Origin of the sequence: Hymenobacter sp. 5317J-9, from assembly GCF_022921075.1 — a bacterium.
GTDB lineage: Bacteria > Bacteroidota > Bacteroidia > Cytophagales > Hymenobacteraceae > Hymenobacter.
This window is the reverse complement of the sequence record NZ_CP095050.1, coordinates 1,661,514-1,686,988: the sequence shown is the minus strand read 5'-3', so window position 1 is coordinate 1,686,988 and position 25,475 is coordinate 1,661,514. Positions and strand designations below refer to the sequence as shown.

General features: G+C 64.0%; 24 protein-coding genes. 16 read left to right on the top strand and 8 right to left on the bottom strand.

All coding sequences use genetic code 11. From position 1 onward, the window contains the following. Positions 1 to 48: 48 nt before the first annotated feature. Positions 49 to 678, bottom strand: coding sequence for a hypothetical protein (locus tag MUN81_RS07040; RefSeq protein WP_245116281.1), 630 nt, complete (start codon positions 676 to 678; stop codon positions 49 to 51). A gap of 205 nt (positions 679 to 883) precedes the next feature. Between MUN81_RS07040 and MUN81_RS07035 the strand changes: the two genes are divergently transcribed. From MUN81_RS07035 to MUN81_RS07025, 3 genes are all read left to right on the top strand, one after another. Then, positions 884 to 1,684 (top strand): class I SAM-dependent methyltransferase, encoded by an 801-nt coding sequence (locus MUN81_RS07035; protein WP_245116279.1) that lies wholly within the window; start codon positions 884 to 886, stop codon positions 1,682 to 1,684. 110 nt (positions 1,685 to 1,794) lie between these two features. Next, a complete protein-coding gene (locus MUN81_RS07030) occupies positions 1,795 to 3,036 on the top strand; it encodes an S-adenosylmethionine:tRNA ribosyltransferase-isomerase (RefSeq protein WP_245116278.1) in 1,242 nt (413 codons plus the stop codon). A gap of 115 nt (positions 3,037 to 3,151) precedes the next feature. Then, on the top strand, positions 3,152 to 3,460 hold the full coding sequence (locus MUN81_RS07025) for a hypothetical protein (RefSeq protein ID WP_245116277.1): 309 nt from the start codon (positions 3,152 to 3,154) through the stop codon (positions 3,458 to 3,460). Between the two features lie 113 nt (positions 3,461 to 3,573). Here the strand turns inward: MUN81_RS07025 and MUN81_RS07020 are convergent, their stop codons facing one another. Continuing rightward, entirely contained in the window at positions 3,574 to 3,807 is a 234-nt protein-coding gene (locus tag MUN81_RS07020) for a hypothetical protein (protein ID WP_245116276.1), read from the bottom strand. A gap of 141 nt (positions 3,808 to 3,948) precedes the next feature. On the opposite strand from MUN81_RS07020, the gene MUN81_RS07015 reads away from it, so the two are divergent. The 3 genes from MUN81_RS07015 to MUN81_RS07005 all read left to right on the top strand — a co-directional run bounded on the left by MUN81_RS07015 (position 3,949) and on the right by MUN81_RS07005 (position 6,757). Continuing rightward, on the top strand, positions 3,949 to 4,419 hold the full coding sequence (locus tag MUN81_RS07015; RefSeq protein ID WP_245116275.1) for a hypothetical protein: 471 nt from the start codon (positions 3,949 to 3,951) through the stop codon (positions 4,417 to 4,419). Between the two features lie 66 nt (positions 4,420 to 4,485). Further along, positions 4,486 to 5,397 (top strand): prohibitin family protein, encoded by a 912-nt coding sequence (locus MUN81_RS07010; RefSeq protein WP_245116274.1) that lies wholly within the window; start codon positions 4,486 to 4,488, stop codon positions 5,395 to 5,397. A gap of 190 nt (positions 5,398 to 5,587) precedes the next feature. Further along, positions 5,588 to 6,757, top strand: coding sequence for an HRDC domain-containing protein (locus MUN81_RS07005; RefSeq protein ID WP_245116273.1), 1,170 nt, complete (start codon positions 5,588 to 5,590; stop codon positions 6,755 to 6,757). 151 nt (positions 6,758 to 6,908) lie between these two features. Here the strand turns inward: MUN81_RS07005 and aceA are convergent, their stop codons facing one another. Both aceA and aceB read right to left on the bottom strand, forming a co-directional pair. After that, positions 6,909 to 8,192: an isocitrate lyase gene (gene aceA / locus MUN81_RS07000; protein ID WP_245116272.1), complete on the bottom strand. Its 1,284-nt coding sequence runs from the start codon at positions 8,190 to 8,192 to the stop codon at positions 6,909 to 6,911. A 207-nt stretch (positions 8,193 to 8,399) separates the two neighbouring features. Beyond that, positions 8,400 to 10,025, bottom strand: coding sequence for a malate synthase A (gene aceB, locus MUN81_RS06995; protein ID WP_245116271.1), 1,626 nt, complete (start codon positions 10,023 to 10,025; stop codon positions 8,400 to 8,402). Between the two features lie 268 nt (positions 10,026 to 10,293). Between aceB and MUN81_RS06990 the strand changes: the two genes are divergently transcribed. The 4 genes from MUN81_RS06990 to MUN81_RS06975 all read left to right on the top strand — a co-directional run bounded on the left by MUN81_RS06990 (position 10,294) and on the right by MUN81_RS06975 (position 15,713). Beyond that, positions 10,294 to 11,799 (top strand): helix-turn-helix domain-containing protein, encoded by a 1,506-nt coding sequence (locus tag MUN81_RS06990; protein ID WP_245116270.1) that lies wholly within the window; start codon positions 10,294 to 10,296, stop codon positions 11,797 to 11,799. 32 nt (positions 11,800 to 11,831) lie between these two features. Further along, on the top strand, positions 11,832 to 12,842 hold the full coding sequence (gene mltG / locus MUN81_RS06985; RefSeq protein WP_245116269.1) for an endolytic transglycosylase MltG: 1,011 nt from the start codon (positions 11,832 to 11,834) through the stop codon (positions 12,840 to 12,842). Positions 12,843 to 13,019: 177 nt separating this feature from the next. Further along, entirely contained in the window at positions 13,020 to 14,243 is a 1,224-nt protein-coding gene (locus MUN81_RS06980) for an outer membrane protein transport protein (RefSeq protein ID WP_245116268.1), read from the top strand. Positions 14,244 to 14,279: 36 nt separating this feature from the next. Further along, positions 14,280 to 15,713 (top strand): hypothetical protein, encoded by a 1,434-nt coding sequence (locus MUN81_RS06975; protein WP_245116267.1) that lies wholly within the window; start codon positions 14,280 to 14,282, stop codon positions 15,711 to 15,713. Between the two features lie 87 nt (positions 15,714 to 15,800). Here MUN81_RS06975 and MUN81_RS06970 read toward each other — a convergent pair whose 3' ends face one another. Further along, positions 15,801 to 17,321: a hypothetical protein gene (locus MUN81_RS06970; RefSeq protein ID WP_245116266.1), complete on the bottom strand. Its 1,521-nt coding sequence runs from the start codon at positions 17,319 to 17,321 to the stop codon at positions 15,801 to 15,803. A 74-nt stretch (positions 17,322 to 17,395) separates the two neighbouring features. On the opposite strand from MUN81_RS06970, the gene MUN81_RS06965 reads away from it, so the two are divergent. From MUN81_RS06965 to MUN81_RS06940, 6 genes are all read left to right on the top strand, one after another. Beyond that, positions 17,396 to 18,070 (top strand): response regulator transcription factor, encoded by a 675-nt coding sequence (locus MUN81_RS06965; RefSeq protein WP_245116265.1) that lies wholly within the window; start codon positions 17,396 to 17,398, stop codon positions 18,068 to 18,070. A gap of 46 nt (positions 18,071 to 18,116) precedes the next feature. Next, positions 18,117 to 19,484 (top strand): HAMP domain-containing sensor histidine kinase, encoded by a 1,368-nt coding sequence (locus MUN81_RS06960; RefSeq protein WP_245116264.1) that lies wholly within the window; start codon positions 18,117 to 18,119, stop codon positions 19,482 to 19,484. Positions 19,485 to 19,578: 94 nt separating this feature from the next. Then, positions 19,579 to 20,565, top strand: a complete 987-nt coding sequence (locus MUN81_RS06955; RefSeq protein WP_245116263.1) for an efflux RND transporter periplasmic adaptor subunit — start codon at positions 19,579 to 19,581, stop codon at positions 20,563 to 20,565. 2 nt (positions 20,566 to 20,567) lie between these two features. After that, on the top strand, positions 20,568 to 21,245 hold the full coding sequence (locus MUN81_RS06950; protein WP_245116262.1) for a response regulator transcription factor: 678 nt from the start codon (positions 20,568 to 20,570) through the stop codon (positions 21,243 to 21,245). A gap of 66 nt (positions 21,246 to 21,311) precedes the next feature. Further along, on the top strand, positions 21,312 to 21,758 hold the full coding sequence (gene dtd, locus MUN81_RS06945) for a D-aminoacyl-tRNA deacylase (protein WP_245116261.1): 447 nt from the start codon (positions 21,312 to 21,314) through the stop codon (positions 21,756 to 21,758). A 34-nt stretch (positions 21,759 to 21,792) separates the two neighbouring features. Next, on the top strand, positions 21,793 to 22,119 hold the full coding sequence (locus MUN81_RS06940) for a nucleotide pyrophosphohydrolase (RefSeq protein WP_245116260.1): 327 nt from the start codon (positions 21,793 to 21,795) through the stop codon (positions 22,117 to 22,119). A 126-nt stretch (positions 22,120 to 22,245) separates the two neighbouring features. On the opposite strand, the gene MUN81_RS06935 is transcribed toward MUN81_RS06940, so the two are convergent. The 3 genes from MUN81_RS06935 to MUN81_RS06925 form a co-directional block, all read right to left on the bottom strand. Then, positions 22,246 to 22,968, bottom strand: coding sequence for a 2-phosphosulfolactate phosphatase (locus MUN81_RS06935; protein WP_245116259.1), 723 nt, complete (start codon positions 22,966 to 22,968; stop codon positions 22,246 to 22,248). Between the two features lie 86 nt (positions 22,969 to 23,054). Then, positions 23,055 to 24,158: a glycine cleavage system aminomethyltransferase GcvT gene (gcvT, locus tag MUN81_RS06930; protein WP_245116258.1), complete on the bottom strand. Its 1,104-nt coding sequence runs from the start codon at positions 24,156 to 24,158 to the stop codon at positions 23,055 to 23,057. Between the two features lie 213 nt (positions 24,159 to 24,371). Next, entirely contained in the window at positions 24,372 to 25,436 is a 1,065-nt protein-coding gene (locus MUN81_RS06925; RefSeq protein WP_245116257.1) for a branched-chain amino acid aminotransferase, read from the bottom strand. Between the last annotated feature and the right edge of the window lie 39 nt (positions 25,437 to 25,475).

Here is a 25,475-nt window from a genome sequence, read left to right as displayed (position 1 = left end):
CCGCTCATTGTATGAGCGGGGCTTTTTGTTTGGTTGGGTGTGGCTGGGTTATGCCTGGTCGAGCACCCAGAGGAGCAGGAAGAGCACGCCCACGATGAAGACGATGAGGCCCAGTACCCGGAACAAGCCGGGCAGCAGCGCAATAAGGGCACCGATAACCATGAGGATGATGCCCAGACGCAGGTTGCCGCTCACGCCGCCTTTGGCAACGGAGGCCGTGTTGGCCTGCTGGCGGGCAGTGGCTTTTTGCATCAGCTTGTCGACCTTCTTGGTCACTTTGTTCAGGGCCAGACGCTGAATGCCGCTCAGCTTACGGGCGGGCGCGGCGTCGGCCAGGGCAGTGGTGGCGGCACCGGCTTGGGCGGGGCTCACGGCCGGCTCGGCGGCGGCTACCGGCTTGGCGGCCGGGGCCGGAGCGGCTTTGGCAGCCTGGGGCGCAGCCGGGGCAACTGCTGCTGCGGCAACAGTCACGGGCTCCTGCGGAGCGGCCGCAACTTCGGCGGCGGGAGTGGCCTCAGCTTCCGGCTTGGCGGGTACCGGGGTGGTCACGCGCGTCACGCCGTGGTACGAGGCTCCTTTGGGCAGCATGGCGTACTCGGCCCGGCTGCAGCTGCCCAGAGTGAGGGCGCAGCAGGCAACGGCGGCCATTTTGGAGAAGGAGAGAAAAAGGTTTTTCATGGCAAAAAGGGTAATAGGGTAAGCGAAATGCTCGTTCTACGGCCAAAAGTAGAAAGCGGCGATTCCGGAAGCGCATTTTCCTTTTTAAATCAATTCGCTTCTTTATTAAAGGCCGAAATGGCGCGAAAGTGGACCCTTCTGTGCCGCTGAACGCGCCGCCCGATTTTGCTGTTGACTGCCTGGGATGTGTTTACTTGCGAATCGTATGAGGCAACATTTTTCAACCTGGCAACGCACCCTGAGCGTGGTGGGCACGAGCGGCAGCGCCGGCTTGCTGCTGTGGGGCTGCACCCAGCTACCGGCCGAAACCCGGCCGTCGGCCGGCGCCGAGCAGCGCCTGCAAGCCGTGGTGCGCACCGACACGAGCGGCTACGAAACCGCTCCGCCGCGCGACCCCAACGGCATTGGCACCTATTACCTGGGCCGTCAGATTGCGCACGTGATGGGCCACGAGGGCGCCAGCTGGCTGGAGCGCACCGGCCGCCGGCAGGAAGAAGGCACCGACTTGCTTCTCAAAGCGCTGCAACTCAAGCCCACCGACGTGGTGGCCGACATTGGCGCGGGCACGGGTTTCTTCTCCTTCCAGTTGGCCAGGAAAGTGCCCCAGGGCCGCGTGCTGGCCGTCGACATTCAGCCCGAGATGATATCGGCGCTGCAGGCCAACAAGCGCAAGCTGAAAGCGCCCAACGTGCGGCCCGTGCTGGGCACTACCACCAACCCCGCCCTGCCCGCCGACAGCGTGGACCTGGTGCTCATCGTGGATGCCTACCACGAGTTCGACCACCCGCGCGAGATGGGCCGCGCCATTCGGCAGGCACTGAAGCCCGGCACCGGCCGGCTGGCCCTGGTAGAATACCGCGCCGAAGACCCCAACGTGCCCATCAAGCGCATCCACAAAATGAGCGTGGAGCAGGCCCGCAAAGAAATGGCGGCCGTGGGCCTGGAGTTCATCGAAAGCAACGAGACGCTGCCGCAACAGCATTTGCTGCTGTTCCGGCGCAAGTGAAGAGAAGCGGCTAACCCCAAAGGCGAAAACCTGGTCTATTGCATGGACTGGGTTTTTCCTTTTTTACCCCTGCGCTTAACTTCTTCTCGCATTCCGACCTTTGCGGGCCTATGACTGCTCCCGACCCGCGCCAGCTTGCCATCCACGACTTCACCTACGCACTGCCCGCCGAACGCATTGCGCCCGAGCCCCTCCCCGACCGCGCTGCCAGCCGCCTGCTGGTGAGCCGCCACGGGCAGCTGGCCGACAAAAACTTCCGCGACCTGCCGGGCGAGCTGCCGCCCGGCGCCCTGCTCGTTTTTAACGACACCCGCGTGGTGCGGGCGCGGCTGCTGGCCCGCCGGCCCACGGGCGGGCAGGTAGAACTGTTTTGCCTGGAGCCCGTGGCGCCGCACCGCAGCCTGGAGCTGGCCCTGCAGCAAACCGGCGCGTGCACCTGGCGCTGCCTGGTGGGCAACGGCCGCCGCTGGAAAGAAGGCCCTGTGGAACTGGAATTTACCGCCTCCGATGGCGAGGCGGCTACGCTAACGGCCGTGCGCCGCGAGCAGGAAGCCGGCACCGCCCTCATCGATTTCAACTGGACACCTACGGAGCTGCCCTTTGCCGAAGTACTGCGCGCGGCTGGCCACCTGCCCCTGCCGCCCTACATCGACCGGCCCGACACGGCCACCGACGCCGTGCGCTACCAAACCGTGTACGCCGCCGCCGAGGGCGCCGTGGCGGCCCCCACCGCCGGCCTGCATTTCACACCCGAATTGCTGGCTGAGCTGGCCGAGCGCGGCTTTGAAACCGGCCACGTGACGCTGCACGTGGGCGCCGGCACATTTCAGCCGGTGAAAGCCGACCGGATGGCCGGCCACCCCATGCACACCGAGCCCATTCTGGTGACGACGGCGCTGCTGCGGCAGCTGCTGGCGCACCGGCCGCGGCCCGTGGTGGCGGTGGGCACCACCAGCCTGCGCACCCTGGAAACGCTGTATTGGCTGGGCGTGGGCCTGCTGGTGGCGCCGGCGGCCGCCGGCAGCGAGCTGCTGGTCACGCAATGGCAACCCTACGAGCTGGCCGATGCGGCGGCCGGCATCAGCACCGAGCAGGCCCTGGCCGCCCTGCTGCAGCGCCTCGAAGCGGCGGGCACCGAGACGCTGGAGGCCCGCACGCAGCTGCTCATTGCGCCGGGCTACCGGTTTCGGGTGATTGACGGACTGATTACGAATTTCCATCAGCCCGAAAGCACGCTGCTGCTGCTGGTGGCGGCGCTGCTGGGGCCGGGCTGGCGCGCGGTATATGAGCACGCGCTGGCCAATGGGTACCGGTTTTTGAGCTATGGCGACAGCTCTTTGCTTTTGCCGTAGGTGCTTACGAGCGGCTGGGTCAGCCTTTTTATTTGCGGCCCGGTCCTTGTCAGAACCTTTGAAAACACGGACCGTAAAAGGCCGGACTTACCCTTAATCTCCCTTCTGACTGACCATGAAAAAAGTAACCTTGTTGCTCGCCCTTTGCGCCTTCGCCACCGCCAGCTACGCGCAAACCACTCCCTCGACCGAAGTAAAAGTTCGTGACAATGGCACCACCAAAGTGGTGACCAAAACCGGCAAAACCAACGTGGGCCAGGCCCTCGACAACACGAAGGACGCCGCTGGCAACGTGGCCCACAAAACCGGCCACGCCATCAAATCGGGCGCTAAGAAAACCGGCCATGCGGTGAAGCACGGCGCCAACAAAGTGAGCAGCAAAGCCAAAGAAGGCTCGGCCAAGCTCGAAGACAAGACCGAGTAGTTTCGGACAACTCGCTATCCCTTTCCGTATTTCCGCGAAAACCCTGACCTGCCTAGGTCAGGGTTTTTTTATGCCTTGCGGGGGTCCAGGACAGCGGCGCTGGAGCGCCACCCTTAGCGCGTGGGCCGTTCGCGCACGTCATGCAGCACCCGTTCCACCACGCCCTGGCCGAAGAGGCTGACGCCGGCGTTGAGCACCACTAAGGCGGCCGTGCCGGCCGGCACCCACTGCCGGGCCGGGGCGCGCTTTTCCTTGAGATTGCCGGCCCATTGCACCAGGCAGGCACCCGCGCCGATGGTGACGAGCCCCAAGGGCGCAAACAGCAGCCATTTCGTTTTGTGAGTCATTGCGAAAGCAGAATAGTGATGGAGGTGTAATGAAAGGCACGGTGTGGCGATTCAGCCATTGGCATGGCGCTGCCGCGTACCTTTCGGCTTTTAGCCTACGCACCAAAACCGCCCATGTTGCGGCCATTCCGCCATTTGCTTATGTCGCTCTACGAACAACTGCTCCACCTGGCCTTCACCGCGCCCAACGACGTGAAGTACTACCTCACCCCCACCGCGCTGCAGGCCTACGACCAACTGCGCACGGCGCCCCCGTCCCAGCGCCCCTTCCGCTTCGAGCAGGTGCGCCTGGGCCTGGCCATGGCGCTGCTGAAGCTGGTGAGCGAACTGGGCGACCACGACGCCAGCCGCCAGGTGCTCGACGTGCTGCACCGGGCGCTGTCGGAGGCCCGCTCGCCCGAGGACATTGACCGCATCGTGGGCCGCGAGGCCAAGCTTTTTGACCGCCTCTACGACAATCTGTACGTGAACGACGAGGGCGAGGAGTTGCTTAACCTTTTCGGCCGCACCCTCGACGCTGACGCGCCCGAACTGCTGGAAGAAGTGGCCCACGAGGGTGTAGAATTGGCCCGCACCCTCGATTTCTCTACCGACGAAGACGACGAAGACTAGCGGCGCCTGTAGCCCGCTCCTTCCAACCTTCCTACACTTTTCAACCCTTAATTCTGCAACTGCTCCATGGCACTCACCATTTTTGGCTTCATCCTCCTTGTGCTGGGCCTGAACGCCGCCCGCTTTTCCGAACGGATGGAGCGGCTGCGGGGCGGCCTTGTGTTTTTGGGCATTGCTTTTCTGCTGCTGGGCATTTCGCTGAGCACAGTGGTGCAAGTGGGCGTGGGCCAGGTGGGCGTGCAAACGCTGTTTGGGCAGGTGCAGAAGCGCGTGCTGCAACCCGGCCTGCATGTGGTGAACCCGCTGGTGGACGTGACCCGCTTCGACACCCGCACCCAGAACTATACCATGTCGGCGCAGCACAGCGAGGGCCAGCAAAGCGGCGACGACGCCATCCGGGTGCTGTCGGCCGACGGACTCGAAGTCGTCATCGACCTCACGGTGCTCTACCACGTGGTGCCTGCGCAGGCGCCGCGCATCCTCTCCACCATTGGCGAGGACTACCAGGAGAAAATTGTGCGGGCCATTTCGCGCACTCGCATTCGCGACAATGCCGTGTACTACGACGCCGTGTCGCTGTACTCCACGCGCCGCGAGGAGTTTCAGGCTCGTATTCTGGCCGCCATCGAAAAGGATTTCCGGAACAATGGCTTGCAGCTCGACCAATTGCTCATCCGCAACATCCAGCTGCCGCAGTCGGTGAAGGCCAGCATCGAGAGCAAGATTTCAGCCGAGCAGGACGCCCAGAAAATGCAGTTTGTGCTGCAAAAGGAAAAGCAAGAAGCTGAACGCAAGCGCGTGGAGGCCCAGGGCATTGCCGACTACCAGCGCATTGTGAACACCGAGCTCAGCGACAAGCTGCTACAGTACGAAACCATCAAGGCCAACCAGGCCATTGCCACTTCGCCCAACGCCAAGGTTATCATCATGGGCGGTGGCCGTGGTAATGCGCCGCAACTGCTGCTAGGCGACAAATAAGGCCTGCACATGTTGCCGGCAAAAGGCCGCAGCCACCGCTGCGGCCTTTTTGCGTATGCATCCTTGCCGGAACGGGCTGTCGGCAACTGCCGCTTTTGCCCGTGGTTTATCGCGGCCTGCCGCGCGTGCCTACCTTTACCGGGCCAGACCTGCGCCGCGGGGTGGCCCTTCTGACTTGTCCTTCGTTTCAATGCCCACCATTCATTACCTCACCACCGCCGAAACCATTGCCGAGGCGGCTGCCCATTTTGCCACGCTGCCGCGCATTGGCATCGACCTGGAGTTTGACGACATGCGCCACCGCTACGGTCGTCATCTGGCCTTGATACAGGTATTTGATGGTCAGCAAGTTTATCTCATCGACCCGCTGCCGCTGGCCGACATGGCTGCCGGGCTTGAGCCCTTGTTTGCCGTGCTGCGCAACCCAGCGGTGGCCAAGGTGTTCCACTCCTGTAAGTCCGACATCCTGCTGCTCGACGAGCTGTTCAGCGTCAACTGCCGCAACATCGTGGATACCAGCGTGCAGTTCACGCTGCTGGCTGCCGAAGACAACAACATTTCGCTGGGCCGCCTCATTCAGGCCGAGCTGGGCTTTGAGGTGGACAAAGGCGAGCAGAAATCGAACTGGCTGAAGCGCCCCCTCAGCGAAGCCCAAAAGGAGTACGCCGCCAACGACGTGCTCTACCTGTTCGAGCTCACCGACCGCCTCAGCGCCCGCCTCGAAGAGCTTGGCCGCGCCGACTGGGCCGCCCAGGAAAACCTGGCCCTCGAAGCCGTGCGCTACGGCCGCGACGACCCGCGCCCGTGGTCGCGCAACGCCGCCAAATACAAGATTACGCCCCAGGAAATGCCCATTTTCCGGGAGTTGTACCTGCTGCGCGACACCGTGGCCCGCCAGCTCGACCGCCCGCCCTACCACGTGCTCAGCAACGATAAGCTGGCCGAGCTCACGCGCAAGCCCATCGAGACACCCCTGCAGCTGCGCACCGCCAACGGCCTGCACCCCGAGCTGAAGCGCCCTCCCTACGCCGAGCAGCTGCTGGCCATCGGCACCACCGACCTGGAGCCCGATGCGCCCCTGCCGGCCGACCAGCGCAGGTTTCCGTTCCGCCGTCGCCTCAATGGCCCCGCCGCCACCCGTGCCGAAGCCCGCGAAACCCTGCTCAACACGCTCAAAGCGCACTTGGCTACCGACCACGGCAGCACCATGGCCAACATGGTACTCAGCAACCGCCTCATTGCCGACATCATCGAGCTGGGCGCCGACGCCGCGCTGCGCCCCTGGCAACAGCAGTTGCTGCGCGAGTCGGCCGAGCGCCACGGCGAGAGCTACGAGCAGATTGCAACGCCCTTTGCGTAGAGCGCGGCAAGCATAAATGAACGTCATGCTGAGCGGAGTCGAAGCATCTCTACCGCGCAACTAAAATTAATTAGTGCTACAGTAGAGATGCTTCGGCAAGCTCAGCATGACGTTCTTCGTTTTAGCAATTCGGACGTCTGGCTAGAACTGGCTAGAATTGTGCTTCCTCGGTGCTACCCACCAGGGCGGCGGTGCTGGTCTGGTTGCTGGTTACCACGTTCTGCACGGCATCGAAATAGCCCGTTCCCACGAACGATTGGTGCTTCACGGCCTGGTAGCCGTCCTTTTGCAGCGCGAACTCCCGCTCCTGCAATTCCGAGTAGCCGGCCATGCCGCGCTGCTGGTAGGCCTGGGCTAGCTCAAACATACTGGTATTGAGCGCGTGAAAACCGGCCAGCGTGATGAACTGGAACTTGTAGCCCAGCGCGGCCAGCTCTTCGCGGAAAGTTTCCATCTTCTCCTTGCTCAGCTTAGCGGCCCAGTTGAAGGACGGCGAGCAGTTGTAAGCCAGCAGCTTGCCGGGGTACTTGGCGTGCATGGCCTGGGCAAATTGTCGGGCCTGCTCCAGGTCGGGGTGCGAGGTTTCCATCCAGATAAGGTCGGCGTAGGGCGCGTAGGCCAAGCCGCGGGCAATGGCCGCCTCCACGCCGCAGCGGATGCGGTAGAAGCCCTCGCTGGTGCGCTCGGCCTCTTGTAAGATGAACGGTTGGTCACGTGGGTCCACGTCGGCCGTGAGCAGGTCGGCCGCGTCCGCATCGGTGCGGGCCACGATGAGTGTGGGCACGCCCAGCACGTCGGCCGCCAGCCGGGCCGCCACCAGCTTATTAATGGCTTCCTGCGTGGGCACCAGCACCTTGCCGCCAAGGTGCCCGCACTTTTTGGCCGAGGAAAGCTGGTCCTCGAAATGCACCCCGGCCGCCCCGGCCTCTATCATCATCTTCATCAGCTCAAAGGCATTCAGGTTGCCACCGAAGCCGGCTTCCGCATCAGCCACAATGGGCGCGAGGTAATGCACGTCGGTGCGGCCGTCGAGGTGCTGAATCTGGTCGGCGCGCAGGAGGGCGTTGTTGATGCGGCGCACCACGGCGGGTACGCTGTCGACGGGGTAGAGGCTTTGGTCAGGGTACATGTGGCCGGCGCCATTGGCATCGGCCGCCACCTGCCAGCCGCTGAGGTAGATGGCCTGCAGGCCCGCCTGCACCTCCTGCACGGCCTGGTTGCCGGTGAGGGCGCCCAGGCCAGCCACGTATTCCTGCGAGTGCAGCAGCTCCCACAGCCGCTCTGCCCCTTGCCGGGCCAGCGAGTGCTCGATGTGCACGGAGCCCTGCAGCTTCACCACATCGGCGGGCGAATACGGGCGCTGAATGCCAATCCAGCGAGGGTTATGGGCCCAGTCGAGGGCCAGTTCGGCGGTGCGTTGCTGGTGCGATTTCATAGGACTTGAGGTGGTGAAATGATGGGTTTGAAATGGGCAAAGCAGTGCCATGCTGCTTAGAAAGCGGCTTTTTCAGAATATTCGATTGGGGTAGAGACGCAACATGTTGCGTCTTCTCGTTGAACGACTTGCGTGGCACGATGCCACCGGAGCGAGTTGTGAGCGACGCGGACGACGAGACGCAAAATATTGCGTCTCTACATCTTGCTAAGCCAGCTGCTCGTAGGCCGGCACGGTCAGGAATTCGATGAACTCTTCGCTCATCACGAGCTTATCGAAAAGGCGGGCGGCTTCCAAATAGTGGCCTGTTGAGTAAGCGTCCTCCCCTACCTGGCCTTTGATTTTATCCAGCTGGCCGGGCACCAGCGAGCGATACAGCTCCGGCGTTATGGCACGGCCGTCGGCCAGCGTGGTGCCGGGCGTGTGCAGCCACTGCCACACCTGCGCCCGGCTGATTTCGGCCGTGGCGGCGTCCTCCATCAGGTTGTAGATGGGCACGCAGCCGTTGCCGCCCAGCCAGGAGGCCAGGTACTGAATGGCCACGTCGATGTTCAGCTTCAGGCCGTCTTCGGTGATGGAGCCCTGCGGGGCACGCACCAGGTCGGCGGCCGATACCTGCACGTCGGGGCGCTTATTCTCAATTTGGTTGGGGCCGGGCATGAGGCGGTTGAAGACTTCCAGCGCCACGGGCACCAGGCCGGGGTGGGCCACCCAGGTGCCGTCGTGGCCGTTGGTGGCTTCCCGAATTTTGTCCTGCCGCACCTTTTCCAACGCGGCTTCGTTGGCGGCCGGGTCGTTTTTGATGGGAATCTGGGCCGCCATGCCGCCGATGGCGTGCACCCCGCGCCGGTGGCAGGTTTGCACCACGAGCTGCGAGTAGGCGGCCATGAAGGGCACGGTCATGGTCACCTCGGCACGGTTGGGCAGGCGGAACTTGGGATTCGGCCCTAGTCGCTTGATGTAGCTGAAGATGTAGTCCCAGCGCCCGCAATTCAGCCCGGCGCTGTGCTCACGCAGTTCCCACAAAATCTCGTTCAGCTCAAACGCGGCCGGCAGCGTTTCAATCAGCACGGTGGCTTTGATGAGGCACTTGGGCAGCTTCAGCGACCATTGCGCAAAGCCGAACACGTCGTTCCACAGCCGCGCTTCGAGGTGGCTTTCCAGCTTGGGCAGGTAGAAGTAGGGCGCCGAGCCGCGGGCGCACAGCTCGTGGGCGTTGTGGAAATAATAAAGTCCAAAATCGAGCAGCGCAGCGCTAATGGGCTCGCCGTCGACCAGCACGTGTTTCTCCACCAGGTGCCAGCCGCGGGGGCGCACCATGAGCACGGCAGTTTTCTCGTTCAGCTTGTACTCTTTGGTGGGCGTGCTCAGCGAAATGGTGCGGCGCACGGCGTCGCGCAGGTTGATTTGGCCCTGCACCACATTTTCCCAGGTGGGCGAGTTCGAGTCTTCTAAATCGGCCATGAACACGCTGGCGCCGGAATTCAGGGCGTTGATAATCATCTTGCGCTCCACCGGGCCGGTGATTTCCACGCGGCGGTCGAGCAGGTCTTCGGGCAGGAGCGCCACGGTCCATTCCTGCTCGCGCAAGCGCTGGGTTTCGGGCAGAAAATCGGGTAGGATGCCCGCGTCGAAATCAGCCTGGCGCTCCACGCGGCGGGCCAGCAGGGCTTGGCGGGTGCCGTCGAAGCGGCGGTGCAGCTCAGCCACGAAGGCCAGGGCTGAGGGCGTGAGAATTTCGGCAAACTCGGGCGAGTAGGCGCCGAGAACTTTCACCCGTTCGGGCGTGAGGTAGGTGGGCGTCGGGGCGGGAGCGGTGTCGGTGAACGTCATAGCTGATGGTGGGTTGATGGCTGGATAGGCTCAGGTGCTGATTCCCAACGGCTGCGGCAAGCGCTGGCCGGCGACTTGCACAAACATACGCAAGCGAATTTGTATTTGTTAGCGAATTTTCGCTGAAAGAATAAAATTTGCCGAGCTCCGTACCTTTGAACTAAGCGGCGCTATGCACTGAAATGGGCCTGGTGCTCGTTCATGAGCTCTTTTTAAACGGCGCCGATAATCAGCGCTTCCGCATATTCAGCACTCAGCAAATCAGTAAATGCTCAACCACGGCCAGGTCGTCCGCCTCATTTTTGGCTTGAAGCTGCGCGAGCTGCGCCAGGAGCGCGGCCTGAGCCCGGGCGAGCTGGCGCGCATCTGCGACGTGTCGGTGAGCTACCTCAACGAGATTGAAAAAGGCAAAAAGTACCCCAAGGCCGACAAGATTCTGAGTTTGAGCCAGGCCCTGGGCGTGCGCTACGACCAGCTCACGTCGCTGGCCCTGCCGCGCCGGCTGGAGCCCATTGCGGAGCTGCTCAACTCCAAGATACTTAAGGAATTTCCCTTGGAGATGTACGGCCTGGAGCCGGCGCGCATCATCGACCTGATTGCGAACGCGCCGGCCAAGATGAACGCCTTCATCAGCACCATTTTCGAGATTGCGCGCAACTACGAGATGCGGCAGGAGCACCTGTTTCTGGCGGCGCTGCGCTCGTTTCAGGAAATGCACGACAACTACTTTGAGGACCTGGAGCAGGACGTGCGGGCCTTTGTGGGCAGCCACCAGCTGGCCACTGCCGCGCCCTTCGACCTTAGCCAGCTGGAACGCGTGCTCATCCAGGAATACGGCTACACCCTCGACCGCGAAACGCTGGGCCAGCACCCCGTGGCCACGCAGGCGCGGCTGCGAAGCGTGTTTCAGCCCAAAACCAAGCGCCTGCTCATGCGGCCGGGCCTGAGCCGGGGCCAGCAGGCCTTTGTGCTGGGCCGCGAAGTGGCCTTCAACTACCTCAAGCTGACCGAGCGGCCCTACGTGAGCAGCAGCACGCAGGTGCGCACCTTCGAGGAAGTACTGAACAACTTCAAAGCTTCCTACTTTGCCGGCGCGCTGCTGATGGAGGAGGAAAGCCTGCTGCGCGACGTGAAGAAGGTTTTCGGAGCCAAAAAATGGAACCCTGACCTGCTGCTGAACCTGCTAACGCAGTACGACGTGAGCCCCGAGATGTTCATGCAGCGCCTCACCACGCTGCTGCCGCGCCACCTGAGTTTGCAGAGCCTGTTCTTTTTGCGCTTCGACCAGCGCGACGCCGCTTCGCCCTTCGAGCTGACCAAGGAGCTGCACCTGGCCCGGCTGCATAACCCCCACGGTAACGAGCTGAACGAGCATTACTGCCGCCGCTGGGTGAGTTTGCGGCTGATGGAGGAAGCCCGCACCCTGCCCGTGCCCGACACCGCCGAGGCCCCCGTGACCGTGGCCGGCGCCCAACGCTCGCGCTATTTCGGCACCGACGACGAGTACCTGTGCTTCACGCTGGCCCGCGCCGGCACGCCCACCCAGCCCGCCCTAAGCGTGACCGTGGGCCTGCGCTGCGACGACAACCTGCGCGCCCAGGTCCGCTTCCTGGCCGACCCGGCCCTGCCCTTCCGCATCGTGAACGAAACCTGCGAGCGCTGCCCCATCCCGGACTGCGAAAGTCGGGCCGCGGCGCCCGTCGAAATTGAACGCCAGGCCGAGCGCGCGGCGTTTGAAGCGGCCGTGACGGCACTGGTACAAGGAAATAACTGATGCAGAGAGGAAAAGGATGGCTGCTTGCGGGAATGGCGTTGCTGCTGGTGCTAGTGGCCGGCAGCTATGCGGCGTGGCGGGTGTTTTACCGGCCCAACGTGCGGGCCTTTGCCGAAGGGCCGGCGTACCTGTTCATTCGCACGGGCTCGGGGTTTGAGGCGGTGATGGACTCGCTGCAAAAGCATGAGCTGCTGCTGGAGCCCGGCACCTTTCGCTGGGTGGCCGAGCACCACGACTACCCGCCCCACGTGAAGCCCGGCCGCTACCGCCTCGACCCCGGCCTGGGCAATGGCGACCTGGTGCGCCTGCTGCTGGCTGGCCAGCAGGACACGGTGCGCTTCGAACTCAATTCCTTTCACTACCTCGACAAGCTGCCCCGCCAGGTGACGCGCCAGCTCGAAGCCGACTCCTTCAAGCTGGAGCTGCTGCTGGGCGACAACGCCGGCCTGCAGCGGCGCTACGGCCTCGACACCTGCACCATTCGCACGATGTTCATTCCGGGCACCTACCGGCACCTGTGGAACACCAGCGCGCAGGGCTTTCTGGATTCGACGGCCGCCCGCTACCGCCGCTTCTGGACCAGCCAGCGCCAGGCCCGGGCCGATTCCCTGAAGATGACCCGCACCCAGGTGAGCGTGCTGGCCAGCATTGTGCAGCGCGAAACCGCCCAGCCCACCGACAAGCCGCTCATCGCCGCCGTGTACCTCAACCGCCTCCGCAACGGCCAGCCCCTACAGGCCGACCCCACCCTGCTCTGGCCCCTGCACGGCCTGGGCACCCGCAAGCGCGTGCTAAACGTGGACAAGAAAGTGGATTCGCCCTACAACACGTACCGGCACAAAGGCCTTCCGCCCGGCCCCATCACCACGCCGCGCCCCAGTTCCCTCGATGCCGTGCTGAAGCCGGCGCACAACAAAAACCTGTTTTTCTGCGCCCGCCCCGACGGCAGCGGCTTTTCCGACTTTGCCGAAACCTACGCCCAGCACAAGCTCAACGCCCGCCGCTACCAGCACCGCCTCGATAGCCTGGGCGTGAAGCGTTGAGCCGCGCCCGATGGGGTCGTAATCATTTCATAACCGGCCCATAAGCGCCCGGGCGGGGGCGCCATGCGCCCTCGCCTTTTTCTGTGAGGCCAGACAATGGGCCGCTAGCGTTGGGCTGCGTACTTTTGTTTCCCAATTTTCCGCAAAACCGTCCGTATGCGTGCACGTCTTCTTTTTTTGCTTCCTCTCTTCTCTGGATTGACGGCCGCCGCCAGCGGCTTCGACACCGGCCCGCAGGGCGCGCGGGTGCTGGGCCTGGGCGGCGCCAGCACGGCCTATATTGGCAGCATTGCCGGCCTCAGCACCAATCCCGGCCTGCTGGGGCAGTGGGGCGACTCGCTCACGCGCATCAGCTTCGGCGGCTTCGGCCAGATTCGGCGTTCGTCGTTCGTGGGCCAGGACACTTACCAGCGCACCGACCAAGACCTGACCGTGCTGCCCGGTGGCTATTTCTACGCCACCCGCGCCGTGAGCAAGCGCGTGAGCGTGGGCCTGGCCCTCAACACGCCCTACGGCTACCACACCAAATGGCCCGACACCTGGGAGGGCCGCTCCGTGATTCAGGAAAGCAAGCTCAATACCTTCTTCGCGCAGCCCACGGTGGGCTTTAAGCTGAACGACAACTTCAGCGCCGGCGTGGGCCTGGTATATGCTTTTGGCAAATACACCCAGCGCCGCGCTTTGGGCCAGTACGACGACCCCACGGCCCAGGCCACGCTCACGAGCAGCGGCTCGGGCTACGGCGTGAACGTGGGCCTGTACGGCCGGACCGGCGACAACCTGGCCTTTGGCATCAGCTACCGCACCGGGGTGAAATTGAAAATGGATAATGGCGCCTTCCACGCCACCGGCATTCCGGGCCGCGACGCCAACATTCTGCCCGGCGCGGCCGATTTCACCACCCAAATCAACCTGCCCAGCACGCTGTCGGTGGGTGTGGCCGACCGCATCACCAAGAAGCTGTTGCTCACGTTCGATTTCGCCCTCACCGGCTGGAGCACGCTCGACTCGCTCAAGCTCAACGTGGCGGCCAGCGGCCCGGTGCCGGCCCGCGTGCAGCGCACGGCCCGCCGCTACGAAGACGCCCTGGCCTTCCGGGTGGGCGCCGAGTACCAGGTGACGCCCAAGCTGCTGGTGCTGGGCGGCTTCCGCTACGACGAGACGCCCATCCGCGACGAATACATCAACCCCGAGTTCATCGACGCCAACCGCCTGGGCGTCTCGGCTGGCCTGAGCTACCAGCTCACCAGCCGCTTTGCCGTGGAAGCCGCCTATGCCTTCGACTACGGCCAGCTCCGCACCGCCCGCGCCGACCAGACCAAGTTCCTGGTGAGCAACGTGAGCGGTACCTACCGCACGCTCACCCACACGGCGTCGCTGGGCGTGGCGGCGGCGTTCTAATCTTCCCTCCCTGCTGTTTCTGATTCCATCTTGTCGATGAAACTCTTTGTACCCCATGGCCTGCGCCGGGCCGGCCTCGCCGCCAGCGCGGCCCTTTTCCTCCACGCCTGCGCCCCCAACCAAGACACCCCCGCGCCCGTGGTGGCCCTCGATGTGAGCCGCTACCTCGCCGTGGGCGACAGCTACACGGCCGGCATCAGCAACGGCGGCCTCACGCGCACCGGCCAGGAGTATTCCTTTGTGAATTTGCTGGCCCGGCAGTTTAGAAACGCGGCCCCGAACGCCAGCTTTGTGCAGCCTCTGTTCGATGGCAACGAAGGCTCGTTCCGGCTGGCTTTCAACGGCTACTCGCCCACGGGCTTTTTGCAAGCCAAGCGCGTGCCCGGCACGGCCGTGCGCCGCACCGTGCTCCTGACCAGCCCCTGCGGCCCCACCCCGGATACCCTGCGCCTGCTCAAGCGCAGCAGCACGGCTGGCACGCTGCCCCAGAACCTGGGTGTACCGGGCCTGATGCTGAGCCAGATTGACGTAATTGGGCTGGGCAACGAGGCCTCGGCTGGCAGCACGCCGGTGAACCCTTACTTCGAGCGCCTGCTGCCGGCCGGCGACAACCGGACGTATTTCCAGGTGCTGAGCACGGCGGCCTCGTCGGCCACGTTCTTCAGCTATTTCATGGGCATGGATGAAATCATGCCTTTCGTGCGCAGCGGCGGCACCTGCGGCGCTATCCCCTCCAGCCTTCCCATGAAGCGGGCCGCCAAGCGCATCCTCGACGTGCTGACCGCCAACAAGCGGCCCGGCGTCATCGTGAAGCTGCCGGCCATCACCTCCATCCCGCTGCTGAGCCAAGGCCGCGGCACCGATGTGGAAGCCCGTCTGCAGGCTTACTACAAAGACAATTTGCCGCTGTACATCGAAACGCCTTTCGTGCCCGGCGTTTCGCAGCGCATCACCGACCGCGACTATATTCTGGCCACGGCCCTGCCGCGCCTGGGGCAACCCACGCCGGTGCAAGTGGGCAGCACGACGCTGATGCTGCCTTACGGCCGCGACAGCCGCAACCCCGTGCGCGATGCCGATGTGCTGGAAAACACTACGGAAATGGTGTACATCACGGCTGCCATCAACGACTACAACAACTTCGACCCGGTGCCGTCCAATGCCTCCACGGTGTTTGGTTTGGCGGGCCTGGCTCGTGTTTACGGGCTGCCCCTCATCGACCCCACGCAGAATTCGCGCCTCTTCGATGCCGGCTTCCTCTTCAACAACGTGGCCAACTCCATTTCCGTCAACGGCGTGGTGTATTCGGCCGAGCCGGTGCGAGGCAATTTCTTTTCGCTCGATTATTACTCGCTCACGCCGCGGGGCAACGGCCTGTTGGCCAATTCCTTCATTGCCGCCATCAACCGGGCCTACCGTTCCAACATCCCGGCCCTCGACGTAAACAACCTGCCCAGCTCAGCTGAATAAAGCGAATCGATTTTACGCTGCGCCGGCGCTAAAAAGCACTGGCCCCGCCGAAGCTCCCCAAGGTGCTTTGGTCGGGGCCAGTGCTTTTTAGCGCAGCCGGTACAGGCGCAGCGGCAGCGAGTCGGCCCGGGCCGCGCGCCACGAAGCCAGGGTTTCGGCGTAGTGTTGGCCCGTGAATTCGGAATGCTCCAGAAACAGCAACGACGTTTGCAGTTGGGGCGCGGGCCAGGCCGCCACCGGCCGCTGCCGGCGCAGGGAATCGAAATGCGCCACGCCGGTCACGCGCCAGTAGCCGTCGAGCAGCACGTACTGGTAGCCTTGACGGCGCAGGGCGGCCAACTGCCGCTCATCGGTGATGGTTTGCAGCTGCTGATTCTCGCTCAGGTAAGGCGCCAGATTCAGGCCTACCGTGCTGGCCACTTTGGTAGCGCCGTGCTGCCGCAGCCAGGCCGCCACCTGCGGGTAGGTGGTGGGCAACGGCGCATACAGCTCGCGGTGAATGCGCGTCAGATTGAGTCCCACGGCAGCCAGCACCACTCCCAGCAGCGCCCACTGCGGCAGCACCCGACGCCCGGCCAGCACAGCAAGCGCCGCCAAGGGGAGGTAAACAAACAGCAGCCCGCGCGGCGCCTTCACCAGCACCGACATACCAGCCAGCATGCATCCGGCCCAAAACAGCAGGTAGGGCACCAGCGGCCACGGCCGGCCCCAGGGGCGCCAGCCGCCGCGCCACGCGCGCCAGGCCAGCCAGCCGGCCAGCACCAGCCCCGCCAGCAGTAGCGGCGACTCATACTCGGCCAGGTAGCGCAGATAGTAAAGAAAATCGGGCTGCACGCCGGCCTGCCGCCCGGCGGGGTTGGCCGCCACCGGCACGGCCGTGCGGGCATAAAAACCAAACCAGCGGTACCACGGCAGCCCGTGGGCCACCCCCAGCGCGCCAAACAACACGTAGGGCGCCGCCAGTACCAGCAGCACGCGTAGCCAGGTGAACCGTTGCCGCCACAGGCCATCGGCCCGCAAAGCCTCCAGCACCAACAGCACGGGCACCGCAAACAGGAACTTGTAGTTGAAGCTCAGCCCCAGCGCCAGCCACGCGGCCACTCGCAGGGCCGCATCCGGCCCGGGCTGCTGCAGCCGGGCAAAATGGCTTTGCAGCAGGCCCGCGTACAAAACCATGCTGATGGAAATGGGCGTGAAGTCGCGCCCCGAGAAGGTGAGCAGCAGCGAGGTGCCGCCCAGCAGCGTAAGGGCTGCTGTTTCGGAGCCGTTGAGGCGGGCCTGCCGGGCCACCCAGGCCGAAAAAAAGCCCACTCCCGCCACACCCAGCAGCGCATTGATGGTTTGGAACACCAGGTAGCTGCGCGTCAAGAGGGCAACCGGGATGTAGGACACCAGGAAGGCCGGGCTGCCGGGGATAAACAGGCGTGCAAAATTACCGTGCGCCATGTCCTGCACCACCTGCCAGTTGCGCACCGAGTCGTAATCGGACGGGCCGGCTTCGGGTAGGCGCCACAGGCGCACCAGCGCCACCAGCAGCACTGCCCCTAGCAGCCACCAATGGCGGGCGGAGGCCGGATGTTCGTTATTTGTACCGGATGTTGGGGGCATAAACAGAAGGGGCACGGGCCGGCGCGAAGGTCGGCAGCGCCGCCCGAACATCATTACCACACCCTGATTCGCCCATGAACATTCTACTGGTGGAAGACGACCCGCGCCTTTCGGTCCTCATCCGGCGAGGGCTGGAGGAAGAACAGCTGACCGTGCGCGTGGCCCCCGACGGCCGCGAAGGCGAGCAGCTGGCCCTGTCCCAGCCCTTCGACCTGATAATTCTGGACGTGCTGCTGCCCGAGCGCAGCGGCCTGGAGGTGCTGGCCGCCATTCGCCACCACGACCCCGACGTGCCCGTGCTCATGCTCACAGCCTTGGGCACCACCACCGACAAGCTGCAGGGCTTCGGCGGTGGGGCCGACGACTACCTCGTCAAGCCCTTCGACTTTGCCGAGCTGGTGGCCCGCGTGCGCGCCCTCACGCGCCGAGCCAGCCCCACGCCCAAAGGCTCGCGCCTCACCTTTGCCGACCTCGTGCTCGACGTGCCCAGCCGCACCGTGACCCGGGCGGGCCAGGCGCTACGCCTCACGGCCCGCGAGTTCAACCTGCTGGAGCTGCTGCTGCGCCACCCCGGGCGCGTGCTCAGCCGCAGCGAGATAGCCGAGCACGGCTGGGACGAAGCCTTCGACGCGGGCAGCAACGTCATCGACGTGTACGTGAGCTACCTGCGCAAAAAGGTAGACCACGGCTTCGACCAGAAGCTCATTCACACCGTGACGGGCGCCGGGTACGTGCTGCGACAGGAATAATTTTTGCCCGATACATGACTCCCGCTACTATTCCCGTTCTTTTCGCATGACTATTCGCAATCGCCTCATCTGGCTGTTTGTGGGGCTGGTGGCGTTCATTCTGCTGGCGGTGCTTGGCTCGGCCTTCCTGCTGCAGCGCGACTACGGCCAGCGCGAGTTTCGGCAGCGCCTCCGCGACCGGGCCGAGGTGGCGGCGTACATTTTTCTGGAAAAAGACGAGTTGCGCAGCGCCGCCTTTCAGGTGTTCCAAAAGCGCTTCCAGCAAACGCTGACCGAAGAAATCATCCAGATTTACGATGCGCAGGGCGAGGTGCGTTTCGTGCGCGAAGATGCCCGCCTGGAAGTGCCGCCCGACGTGCTGGCCCGCATCGTGGCCGGCAGCGAAGAGTATTTTACCGACGGCCCACGCGAGGCGGTGGGCTTCTTTTACCACGACAACCAGGGCTCCTTCGTGGTGGTGGCCGGGGCCGAAAACGTGTATGGCCACGCCCGGCTGCAGTCGCTGGCCACCATCATGGCGTCGGTGTTTGTGCTGAGCTTGTTGCTGATTTACGGGGCCGGGCGCGTGTTCGCCGACCGCGCCCTAGCCCCGATTGCGGCCATTAACGACCAGATGGACCGCATCAGCGCCCACGACCTGCACCTGCGGGTGGCCGAGGGCCTTTCCGGCCACAAGAAAGACGAGCTGTCGCGCCTGGCCCACACCTTCAACCGCCTGCTCGACCGTCTGGAAGCTGGTTTTGAGTCGCAGCGGGCGTTTGTGCGCTACGCCTCGCACGAGCTGCGCACGCCGCTGGCCGCCAGCATTGGCGAAGCGCAATTGGCCCTGACGCGCGACCGGGAGCCCGCCGCCTACCGCGCCGCCCTGCGTGACCTGCTGGCCGACCTCACCCAGCTCAACGCTCTGCTCAACCACTTGCTGGAGCTGGCCCAGGCCGACGCCTCCCTGCCCGAGCAAGACGCCTGCATTCGGGTAGATGAACTGCTGGCCGAGGCCTGCGCGGCCGTGGAGCCGGCCCAGCGCCCGCGCCTGCAGGTGCACACCGGCCACCTGCCCACCGAGCCCGAACAGCTGGAGCTCACCGGCAACCGGGCCCTGCTCGGCCGCGCCCTCAGCAACCTGCTCGAAAACGCCCTCAAGTATTCGGACCCGCAGCCCGTGCTGGTCTCGCTCGAATACGAGCCCGGCCAGGTACTGCTGCGCATCCAGGACCACGGCATTGGCATTGCCGAGACCGATTTGCCGCAGGTGTTCCAGCCCTTTTTCCGGGCGGCTAATGCGCGGCTGGTGGCGGGGCACGGCGTGGGCCTGGCCCTGGCGCGCCGCATCATTGAGCGGCACGGCGGCCGGCTCGACCTGAGCTCACGCCTGGGACAGGGCACCACCGTGCTGGTGCGGCTGCCCACCGCCTAGCCCCGTTTCGGCTCCCAAGGGCTTTCTTTCGCTTTCTAATCCCGTTTTAATAACCTCCCTGTAGTCTTGCGGCTGTCATCAACGCTGTAATTCTATGGAGAAGCTCAATCTGCTGCCGTCGCAATCTGCGGCGCGCAAGCTGCACCCTGCCCCGCAAGCCGCTTGGCGCGGGGCCGTGTTGGGCGCCCTGGCGCTGGCCCTGGGGGCCTGCTCCGCCGACGTGCAAGCGCCCGAGCCAGCCCCGCCGGGCCAACTCGTATCCAATACTTCCTCAGCCGCATACCCCGAGGCTGCGCCCATCTCTGAGCTGGTGCTCAGCGGCGAAATAGCCGCCGATGCCAACCGCCTGGCCCGCGTGTTTCCGCGGGTGGGCGGCGAAGTGCTGCGCGTGGGCGCTGACCTGGGCGACGAGGTGCGCCAGGGCCAGGTGCTGGCCGTGCTGAAAAGCCCCGAAATAGCCGCGCTGCAACACCAGCGCAAGGCCACCGCGGCCGACTATGAGGTAGCTGCCAAAAAAGCCACTGAGCTGGAGCATCTAGAACAAGCCGGCCTGGCTTCCGGGCACGAGGTATACACGGCCCGCCAGGAGGCCCGGCGCGCCGCCGGCCACGCCGCCACCAGCCAGCGCCAGCTGGGCGTGTACGGCGTGGCTCCCGGCGAAACCTACACCCTGCGCGCCCCGCTGGCCGGCTACGTGCTGGAAAAAAAGCTGAGCCCGGGCATGCGCTTCAACGCCACCGACCTGCAAGTGGCATTTGTAGTGGCCAACCTCGACCAGGTGTGGGTGATGGCCAACGTGTTCGAGGCTGACCTGAGCCGGGTGCGCCCGGGCCAGGCGGTGGAAATCACCACCCTGAGCTACCCCGACGCCCCACTGCGCGGCCGCATCGACCATGTTTCGGCCCTGCTCGACCCCGAAAGCAAGGTGATGAAGGTGCGCTGCGTGCTGCCCAACCCGGGCCACCGGCTGAAGCCCGGCATGCACGCCCGGGTGCGCGTGCTGGCCGATGCGCCGACTTCCGCGGCCAGCTTGGCCACCGCCGAATCCGAAACCACCACTTCTACCCACGCCAAGCCCTAGCCATGACCGCCCTCCTGATAGAACCCGATGAAGGGCCGCGCCAGGCATTGCGCGCCTTCCTGCACCAGGCCCAGTACCACTTCGACGTAGCCACGACCTTCGCGGAAGGGGCCGCCCGGCTCGCCGGCCAGCCCTACGATTTCGTGCTGCTGGCCCAGGCCCTGCCCGACGGCGACGGCCTGAACCTGCTGCCCGTGGCCTTGCGCCACGAACACCATTTCACTTCCTGCATCCTGTTCACGGCCACCGACGCGGTGGAGGAACGTCTGCGCGGCTTCGCCCTCGGCGCCGACGAATGCCTGCCCAAGCCCATTTCGGTGGCGGAGCTGGAGCGGCGCATGCGCGTTATCGTGCGGCAACGGGTGGGGCTGCAGCGGCCCGCCATCCACTTCGGGTCCGGCTTTGTGCTCGATTTGGCAGCCCGGCGGCTGTGCCACAACTCGCAGCCGGTGCACCTGAGCCGCAAGCAGTTTGACGTGCTGCACCTGCTGCTGCTGCGGCGCGGGCAGGCCGTGACGCGGCAGGAGTTGGGCGCGCACATCGGCCGCCATCCGCACAACCACCAGGAGAACTCCAACTACATCGACGTGCACATCATGAACGTGCGCCGGGCCTTGGCGCCCTACGCGCCGGCCGATTTCCTCGAAACCGTGAACGGCGTCGGCTACCGGGCGGCGTAGGGCGTGTTGGCGCGGGGCCGTAGCTTCGCGGCTCACTTGGTTTGCGCCCCGGCGCTGTTCTGCCTTATGCGTCTCGTCATTCAGCGTGTTTCCGAAGCCAGCGTCACCGTCGACGGCCAGATAACGGGCCAGATTGGTCCCGGCCTGTTGGCACTGGCCGGCTTTGCCCCCACCGACAACACCGCCTCGCTCACCTGGATGTGCCGCAAGCTGGTGCAGCTGCGCATTTTCAACGACGAAAACGGGCAGATGAACCGCAGCGTGCAGGACATCGGCGGCCAGATTCTGGTGGTGAGCCAGTTTACGCTGCTGGCCGATGCACGCAAGGGCAACCGTCCCAGCTACATCGGGGCTGCGCCGCCGCCCATTGCCGAGCCGCTGTACCAGCAGTTTGTGGCGATGGTGGCGGCCGAATTGGGCCAGCCCGTGCCCACCGGCGTCTTCGGAGCCGACATGAAAGTGAGCCTGCTCAACGATGGCCCCGTGACCATTGTGCTCGACTCGCCCGCCTAGCATCCGTTCTCAACGCGCTTAACCGTCCCCGTTCATGACCATCGAAGAAGCCCAGCAAACCGTCGACAGCTGGATAAAAACCACGGGCGTCCGCTATTTCAGTGAGCTCACCAACATGGCCATCCTCACCGAAGAAGTGGGCGAAGTGGCCCGGCTCATCTCCCGCCAATACGGCGAGCAGTCCTTCAAGGAGTCTGACAAAGGCAAGGACCTTGGCGATGAGCTGGCCGATGTGCTGTTCGTCGTCATCTGCCTGGCCAACCAGACGGGCATCAACCTCACCGAAGCCATGGCCCGCAACCTGGACAAGAAGACCCAGCGCGACAGCCAGCGCCACAAAAACAACGAGAAGCTACAGTAGTGGTTGGGGCAAAAGCCAAGCGGCCGTCATGCTGAGCGCAGCCGAAGCATCTCTACCGTGAGAGTAAATAGATACTACTCCTGTAGAGATGCTTCGGCTGCGCTCAGCATGACGGCCTTTCAACCACTACCCATTGTTAACCAGCCGGTCATCGCGCCAGATGGGCAGCACGTCGGCATACGCATCCACCCGCAGGCAGAAGGCAAAATCTTTGCTGGCTTCCAGCGAATTGAGCCGGCGCACGTGGGCCGATTGCAGCAAATAGGCCGATAAGTCGCCCTTGCCCTGTTGCCACAGGTGCAGCGCGGCCAACGTCGCATCGGAGCTACGCACGTCGAAGTCCGGCGCCAGTCGCTCGGCCAGGGCACCTCCAAAAACGGTGTCTTCGAGGCAGAACTGGCCTTTCCAGCCGGCGCAAACCACCAGCACGTCGCGGCCCTGGGCACGGGCGAAGGCAGCAACTGCTTCCAAGTTGAGAAACGCGCCCACCACCACGGCCTCGGCAGCCAGGGAGCGGCGCAGCGCCGCCGTGCCATTGGTGGTGCTGATGGTGAGGGCACGGCCGCGCACCGGCCGCGCCTCATCCAGAAAGCCGAAGGGCGAGTTGCCGAGGTCGAAGCCGGGCGCGGGCAGGCCGTCGCGCTCAGCGGCGGTGAGGCAGCCGTGCTGCTGGCCGTAGGCGGTGCACTCATCGAGCGAGGCCACCGGAAAAACGTGCGTCACGCCTTCCCCCAGCGCCGTCACGATGGTGCTCGACGCCCGCAGAATGTCCACAATAACGGCCACCCGGCCGCGCAAATCATATAAATGCAGCAACTCGGGCGAGAAGCAGATATCTACTTTAGGCACTTCTTAGTGATTAATGGGTAACGGTTAATGGTTATAAAAAATGGCAACTATTATTCGCTAACCGTTAACCATTCGTCACCAAAAGCCTATTCCTCCGTTCCCTTGGTCAGCGGCAGCTTGCTGACGGTGGCAGGTAGGTTTTTGCCGCGAATCTGCACGAAGATTTGGGTGCCGGGCGCGGCAAATTCCGTCTTCACGTAGCCCATGCCAATGCCTTTGCTGAGCGAGGGCGACTGCGTGCCGCTGGTGACGTCGCCGATTTTCTGGCCATTGCCGTCTACCAATTCATAGTGGCCGCGCGGAATGCCGGGACCGTCCATGATGAAGCCCACCAGCTTTTTGGTCACGCCGGCCTCTTTCTGCTTCTTCAGGTTTTCGGAGTTAGTGAAGTCCTTGGTGAATTTGGTAATCCAGCCCAAGCCGGCTTCCAGGGGCGAAGTCGTGTCGTCGATGTCATTGCCGTAGAGGGCAAAACCCATTTCCAGGCGTAACGTGTCGCGGGCACCCAGGCCAATGGGCTTGAGGCCGTAGGGCTGGCCGGCGGTCATGATTCGGTCCCAGACCTGCGCGGCGTACTCATTGGGAATGTAGAGTTCGAAGCCGCCCGCCCCGGTGTAGCCGGTGGCCGAAATGATGACATCGGGGGCGCCGGCGAAGGTGCCCTGCACGAAAGAATAGTACGGAATGCTGCTCAGGTCCACGTCGGTGAGCGACTGCAGGGCGGCAATGGCCTTGGGGCCCTGCACGGCAAACAGGCTGGTGCGGTCGGAAATGTCTTCCATTTCCACGCCCTTGGTGTTGTGGTGCTGAATCCAGTTCCAGTCCTTTTCGATGTTGGAGGCGTTGACTACCAGCAGGTAGTCGTTGTCGGCCAGCTTGTACACCAGCAGGTCGTCCACAATGCCGCCGTCGTGGTTGGGCAGGCACGAATACTGGGCCTTGCCATCGGCGAGCTTGCTGGCGTCGTTGCTGGTCACGCGCTGAATGAGGTCGAGGGCCTCGGGGCCGCGCAGCCGGAACTCGCCCATGTGCGACACGTCGAAGATGCCCACCGCGCGGCGCACCGTGTGGTGCTCGTCGAGGTCGGAGGAATAGCGCACCGGCATGTCGTAGCCGGCAAAAGGCACCATTTTTGCACCCAGCGCGCGGTGCGTGTCGTTGAGGGTAACGGTTTTCAGGGAAACGGTCATGGGCGGGATGATGGATTGGCGGGTTGGTGGGATTGGGCTACAAAGGTGGGGCAAAAAAGAAAAGCCGCTTCGGATGAAAGCGGCTTTTCCGAAACTTCTGTCATCCTGAGCGTAGCGAAGGAACTTGTCACGCCGGAAGAAGTAATTACTGCAAACTGTTCTGCCGTAATAAGGTCCTTCGTTGCACTTAGGATGACAGCCGATTAAATCGTGTTAAATGCGCACCATCCAGTTGTGCACGTCGGCGCCTTCGCCGGTGCGAATGGCATCCAATGCCGCGGTTACGCGCTTGGAGAAGGCCTGGGGGCCGGTCACGGGCAGGTCGTAGTCGTGACCCTCGTAGCCGATGGTAGCAATGGGCGCAATGGTCGCAGCCGTGCCCACGCCGAAGGCTTCTTCGAGCTTACCGGCGGCCAGGGCGTCCATCACCTCGCGGCTGCCAAGCTTGCGCTCTTCCACGGTCAGGCCCATATCGCGGGCTAGCTGCAGCACGCTGCGGCGCGTCACGCCGTCGAGGATGCTGGTGCTCAAGGCCGGCGTCACCACCTTGCCGTCAATCACGAAAATGGCGTTCATTGTGCCCGACTCTTCCACGTACTGGTGCTGCGAGGCATCGGTCCAGATGAGTTGGTTGTAGCCCTCGTTCTGGGCCAGTTTGGTGGGGTACATGGCGGCGCCGTAGTTGCCAGCGTTTTTGGCGTAGCCCGCGCCGCCCTCGGCCGAGCGTACGTACTTCTGCTCGAAGCGCACGCGTAGGGGCTTGTTGAAGTACAGGCCCACCGGGCAGGTGAAAATCATGAAACGGTACTTCTCCGACGGTCGCACGCCAATGAACCCATCAGTGGCAAACATAAAGGGCCGGATGTAGAGCGACGCGCCCGGCGCCGAGGGCACCCAGGCGGCGTCGAGCTTCAGCAGCTCACGCAAGCCGTTCATAAACAGCTCTTCCGGGATGGTGGGCATGCACATGCGCTCCGCCGAGGAATTGAGACGGGCCCAGTTGTCGAGGGGCCGAAACAAGGCCACGCCGCCGTCGTGCTGGTGGTAGGCCTTCATGCCCTCAAAAATGGCCTGGCCGTAGTGCAAGGCCGAGTTGGCGGGACTCACCACCATGTCGCCGTAGGGCACTATCTGGGCTTCCTGCCATTCGCCGTTGACGAAATCCACGGCAAACATGTGGTCAGAAAACGCCTTGCCGAATTCCAGGTGGTCAAAATCGACCGAGGCCAGGCGGGACGCCGTGGTGGGCTGGGTGCGAATGGGAAGAATGTCAATCATGAGCGAGCAAGTTCAGGGAACAATAGAGTGGGTGGGATT

What these genes read in the sequence shown, in the direction of transcription:
- MUN81_RS07040 (WP_245116281.1), bottom strand. Translation starts at nt 678, where the DNA reads ATGAAAAACCTTTTTCTCTCCTTCTCCAAAATGGCCGCCGTTGCCTGC.
- MUN81_RS07035 (WP_245116279.1), top strand. Translation starts at nt 884, where the DNA reads ATGAGGCAACATTTTTCAACCTGGCAACGCACCCTGAGCGTGGTGGGC.
- MUN81_RS07030 (WP_245116278.1), top strand. Translation starts at nt 1,795, where the DNA reads ATGACTGCTCCCGACCCGCGCCAGCTTGCCATCCACGACTTCACCTAC.
- MUN81_RS07025 (WP_245116277.1), top strand. Translation starts at nt 3,152, where the DNA reads ATGAAAAAAGTAACCTTGTTGCTCGCCCTTTGCGCCTTCGCCACCGCC.
- MUN81_RS07020 (WP_245116276.1), bottom strand. Translation starts at nt 3,807, where the DNA reads ATGACTCACAAAACGAAATGGCTGCTGTTTGCGCCCTTGGGGCTCGTC.
- MUN81_RS07015 (WP_245116275.1), top strand. Translation starts at nt 3,949, where the DNA reads ATGTCGCTCTACGAACAACTGCTCCACCTGGCCTTCACCGCGCCCAAC.
- MUN81_RS07010 (WP_245116274.1), top strand. Translation starts at nt 4,486, where the DNA reads ATGGCACTCACCATTTTTGGCTTCATCCTCCTTGTGCTGGGCCTGAAC.
- MUN81_RS07005 (WP_245116273.1), top strand. Translation starts at nt 5,588, where the DNA reads ATGCCCACCATTCATTACCTCACCACCGCCGAAACCATTGCCGAGGCG.
- aceA (WP_245116272.1), bottom strand. Translation starts at nt 8,192, where the DNA reads ATGAAATCGCACCAGCAACGCACCGCCGAACTGGCCCTCGACTGGGCC.
- aceB (WP_245116271.1), bottom strand. Translation starts at nt 10,025, where the DNA reads ATGACGTTCACCGACACCGCTCCCGCCCCGACGCCCACCTACCTCACG.
- MUN81_RS06990 (WP_245116270.1), top strand. Translation starts at nt 10,294, where the DNA reads ATGCTCAACCACGGCCAGGTCGTCCGCCTCATTTTTGGCTTGAAGCTG.
- mltG (WP_245116269.1), top strand. Translation starts at nt 11,832, where the DNA reads ATGGCGTTGCTGCTGGTGCTAGTGGCCGGCAGCTATGCGGCGTGGCGG.
- MUN81_RS06975 (WP_245116267.1), top strand. Translation starts at nt 14,280, where the DNA reads ATGAAACTCTTTGTACCCCATGGCCTGCGCCGGGCCGGCCTCGCCGCC.
- MUN81_RS06970 (WP_245116266.1), bottom strand. Translation starts at nt 17,321, where the DNA reads ATGCCCCCAACATCCGGTACAAATAACGAACATCCGGCCTCCGCCCGC.
- MUN81_RS06965 (WP_245116265.1), top strand. Translation starts at nt 17,396, where the DNA reads ATGAACATTCTACTGGTGGAAGACGACCCGCGCCTTTCGGTCCTCATC.
- MUN81_RS06960 (WP_245116264.1), top strand. Translation starts at nt 18,117, where the DNA reads ATGACTATTCGCAATCGCCTCATCTGGCTGTTTGTGGGGCTGGTGGCG.
- MUN81_RS06955 (WP_245116263.1), top strand. Translation starts at nt 19,579, where the DNA reads ATGGAGAAGCTCAATCTGCTGCCGTCGCAATCTGCGGCGCGCAAGCTG.
- MUN81_RS06950 (WP_245116262.1), top strand. Translation starts at nt 20,568, where the DNA reads ATGACCGCCCTCCTGATAGAACCCGATGAAGGGCCGCGCCAGGCATTG.
- dtd (WP_245116261.1), top strand. Translation starts at nt 21,312, where the DNA reads ATGCGTCTCGTCATTCAGCGTGTTTCCGAAGCCAGCGTCACCGTCGAC.
- MUN81_RS06940 (WP_245116260.1), top strand. Translation starts at nt 21,793, where the DNA reads ATGACCATCGAAGAAGCCCAGCAAACCGTCGACAGCTGGATAAAAACC.
- gcvT (WP_245116258.1), bottom strand. Translation starts at nt 24,158, where the DNA reads ATGACCGTTTCCCTGAAAACCGTTACCCTCAACGACACGCACCGCGCG.
- MUN81_RS06925 (WP_245116257.1), bottom strand. Translation starts at nt 25,436, where the DNA reads ATGATTGACATTCTTCCCATTCGCACCCAGCCCACCACGGCGTCCCGC.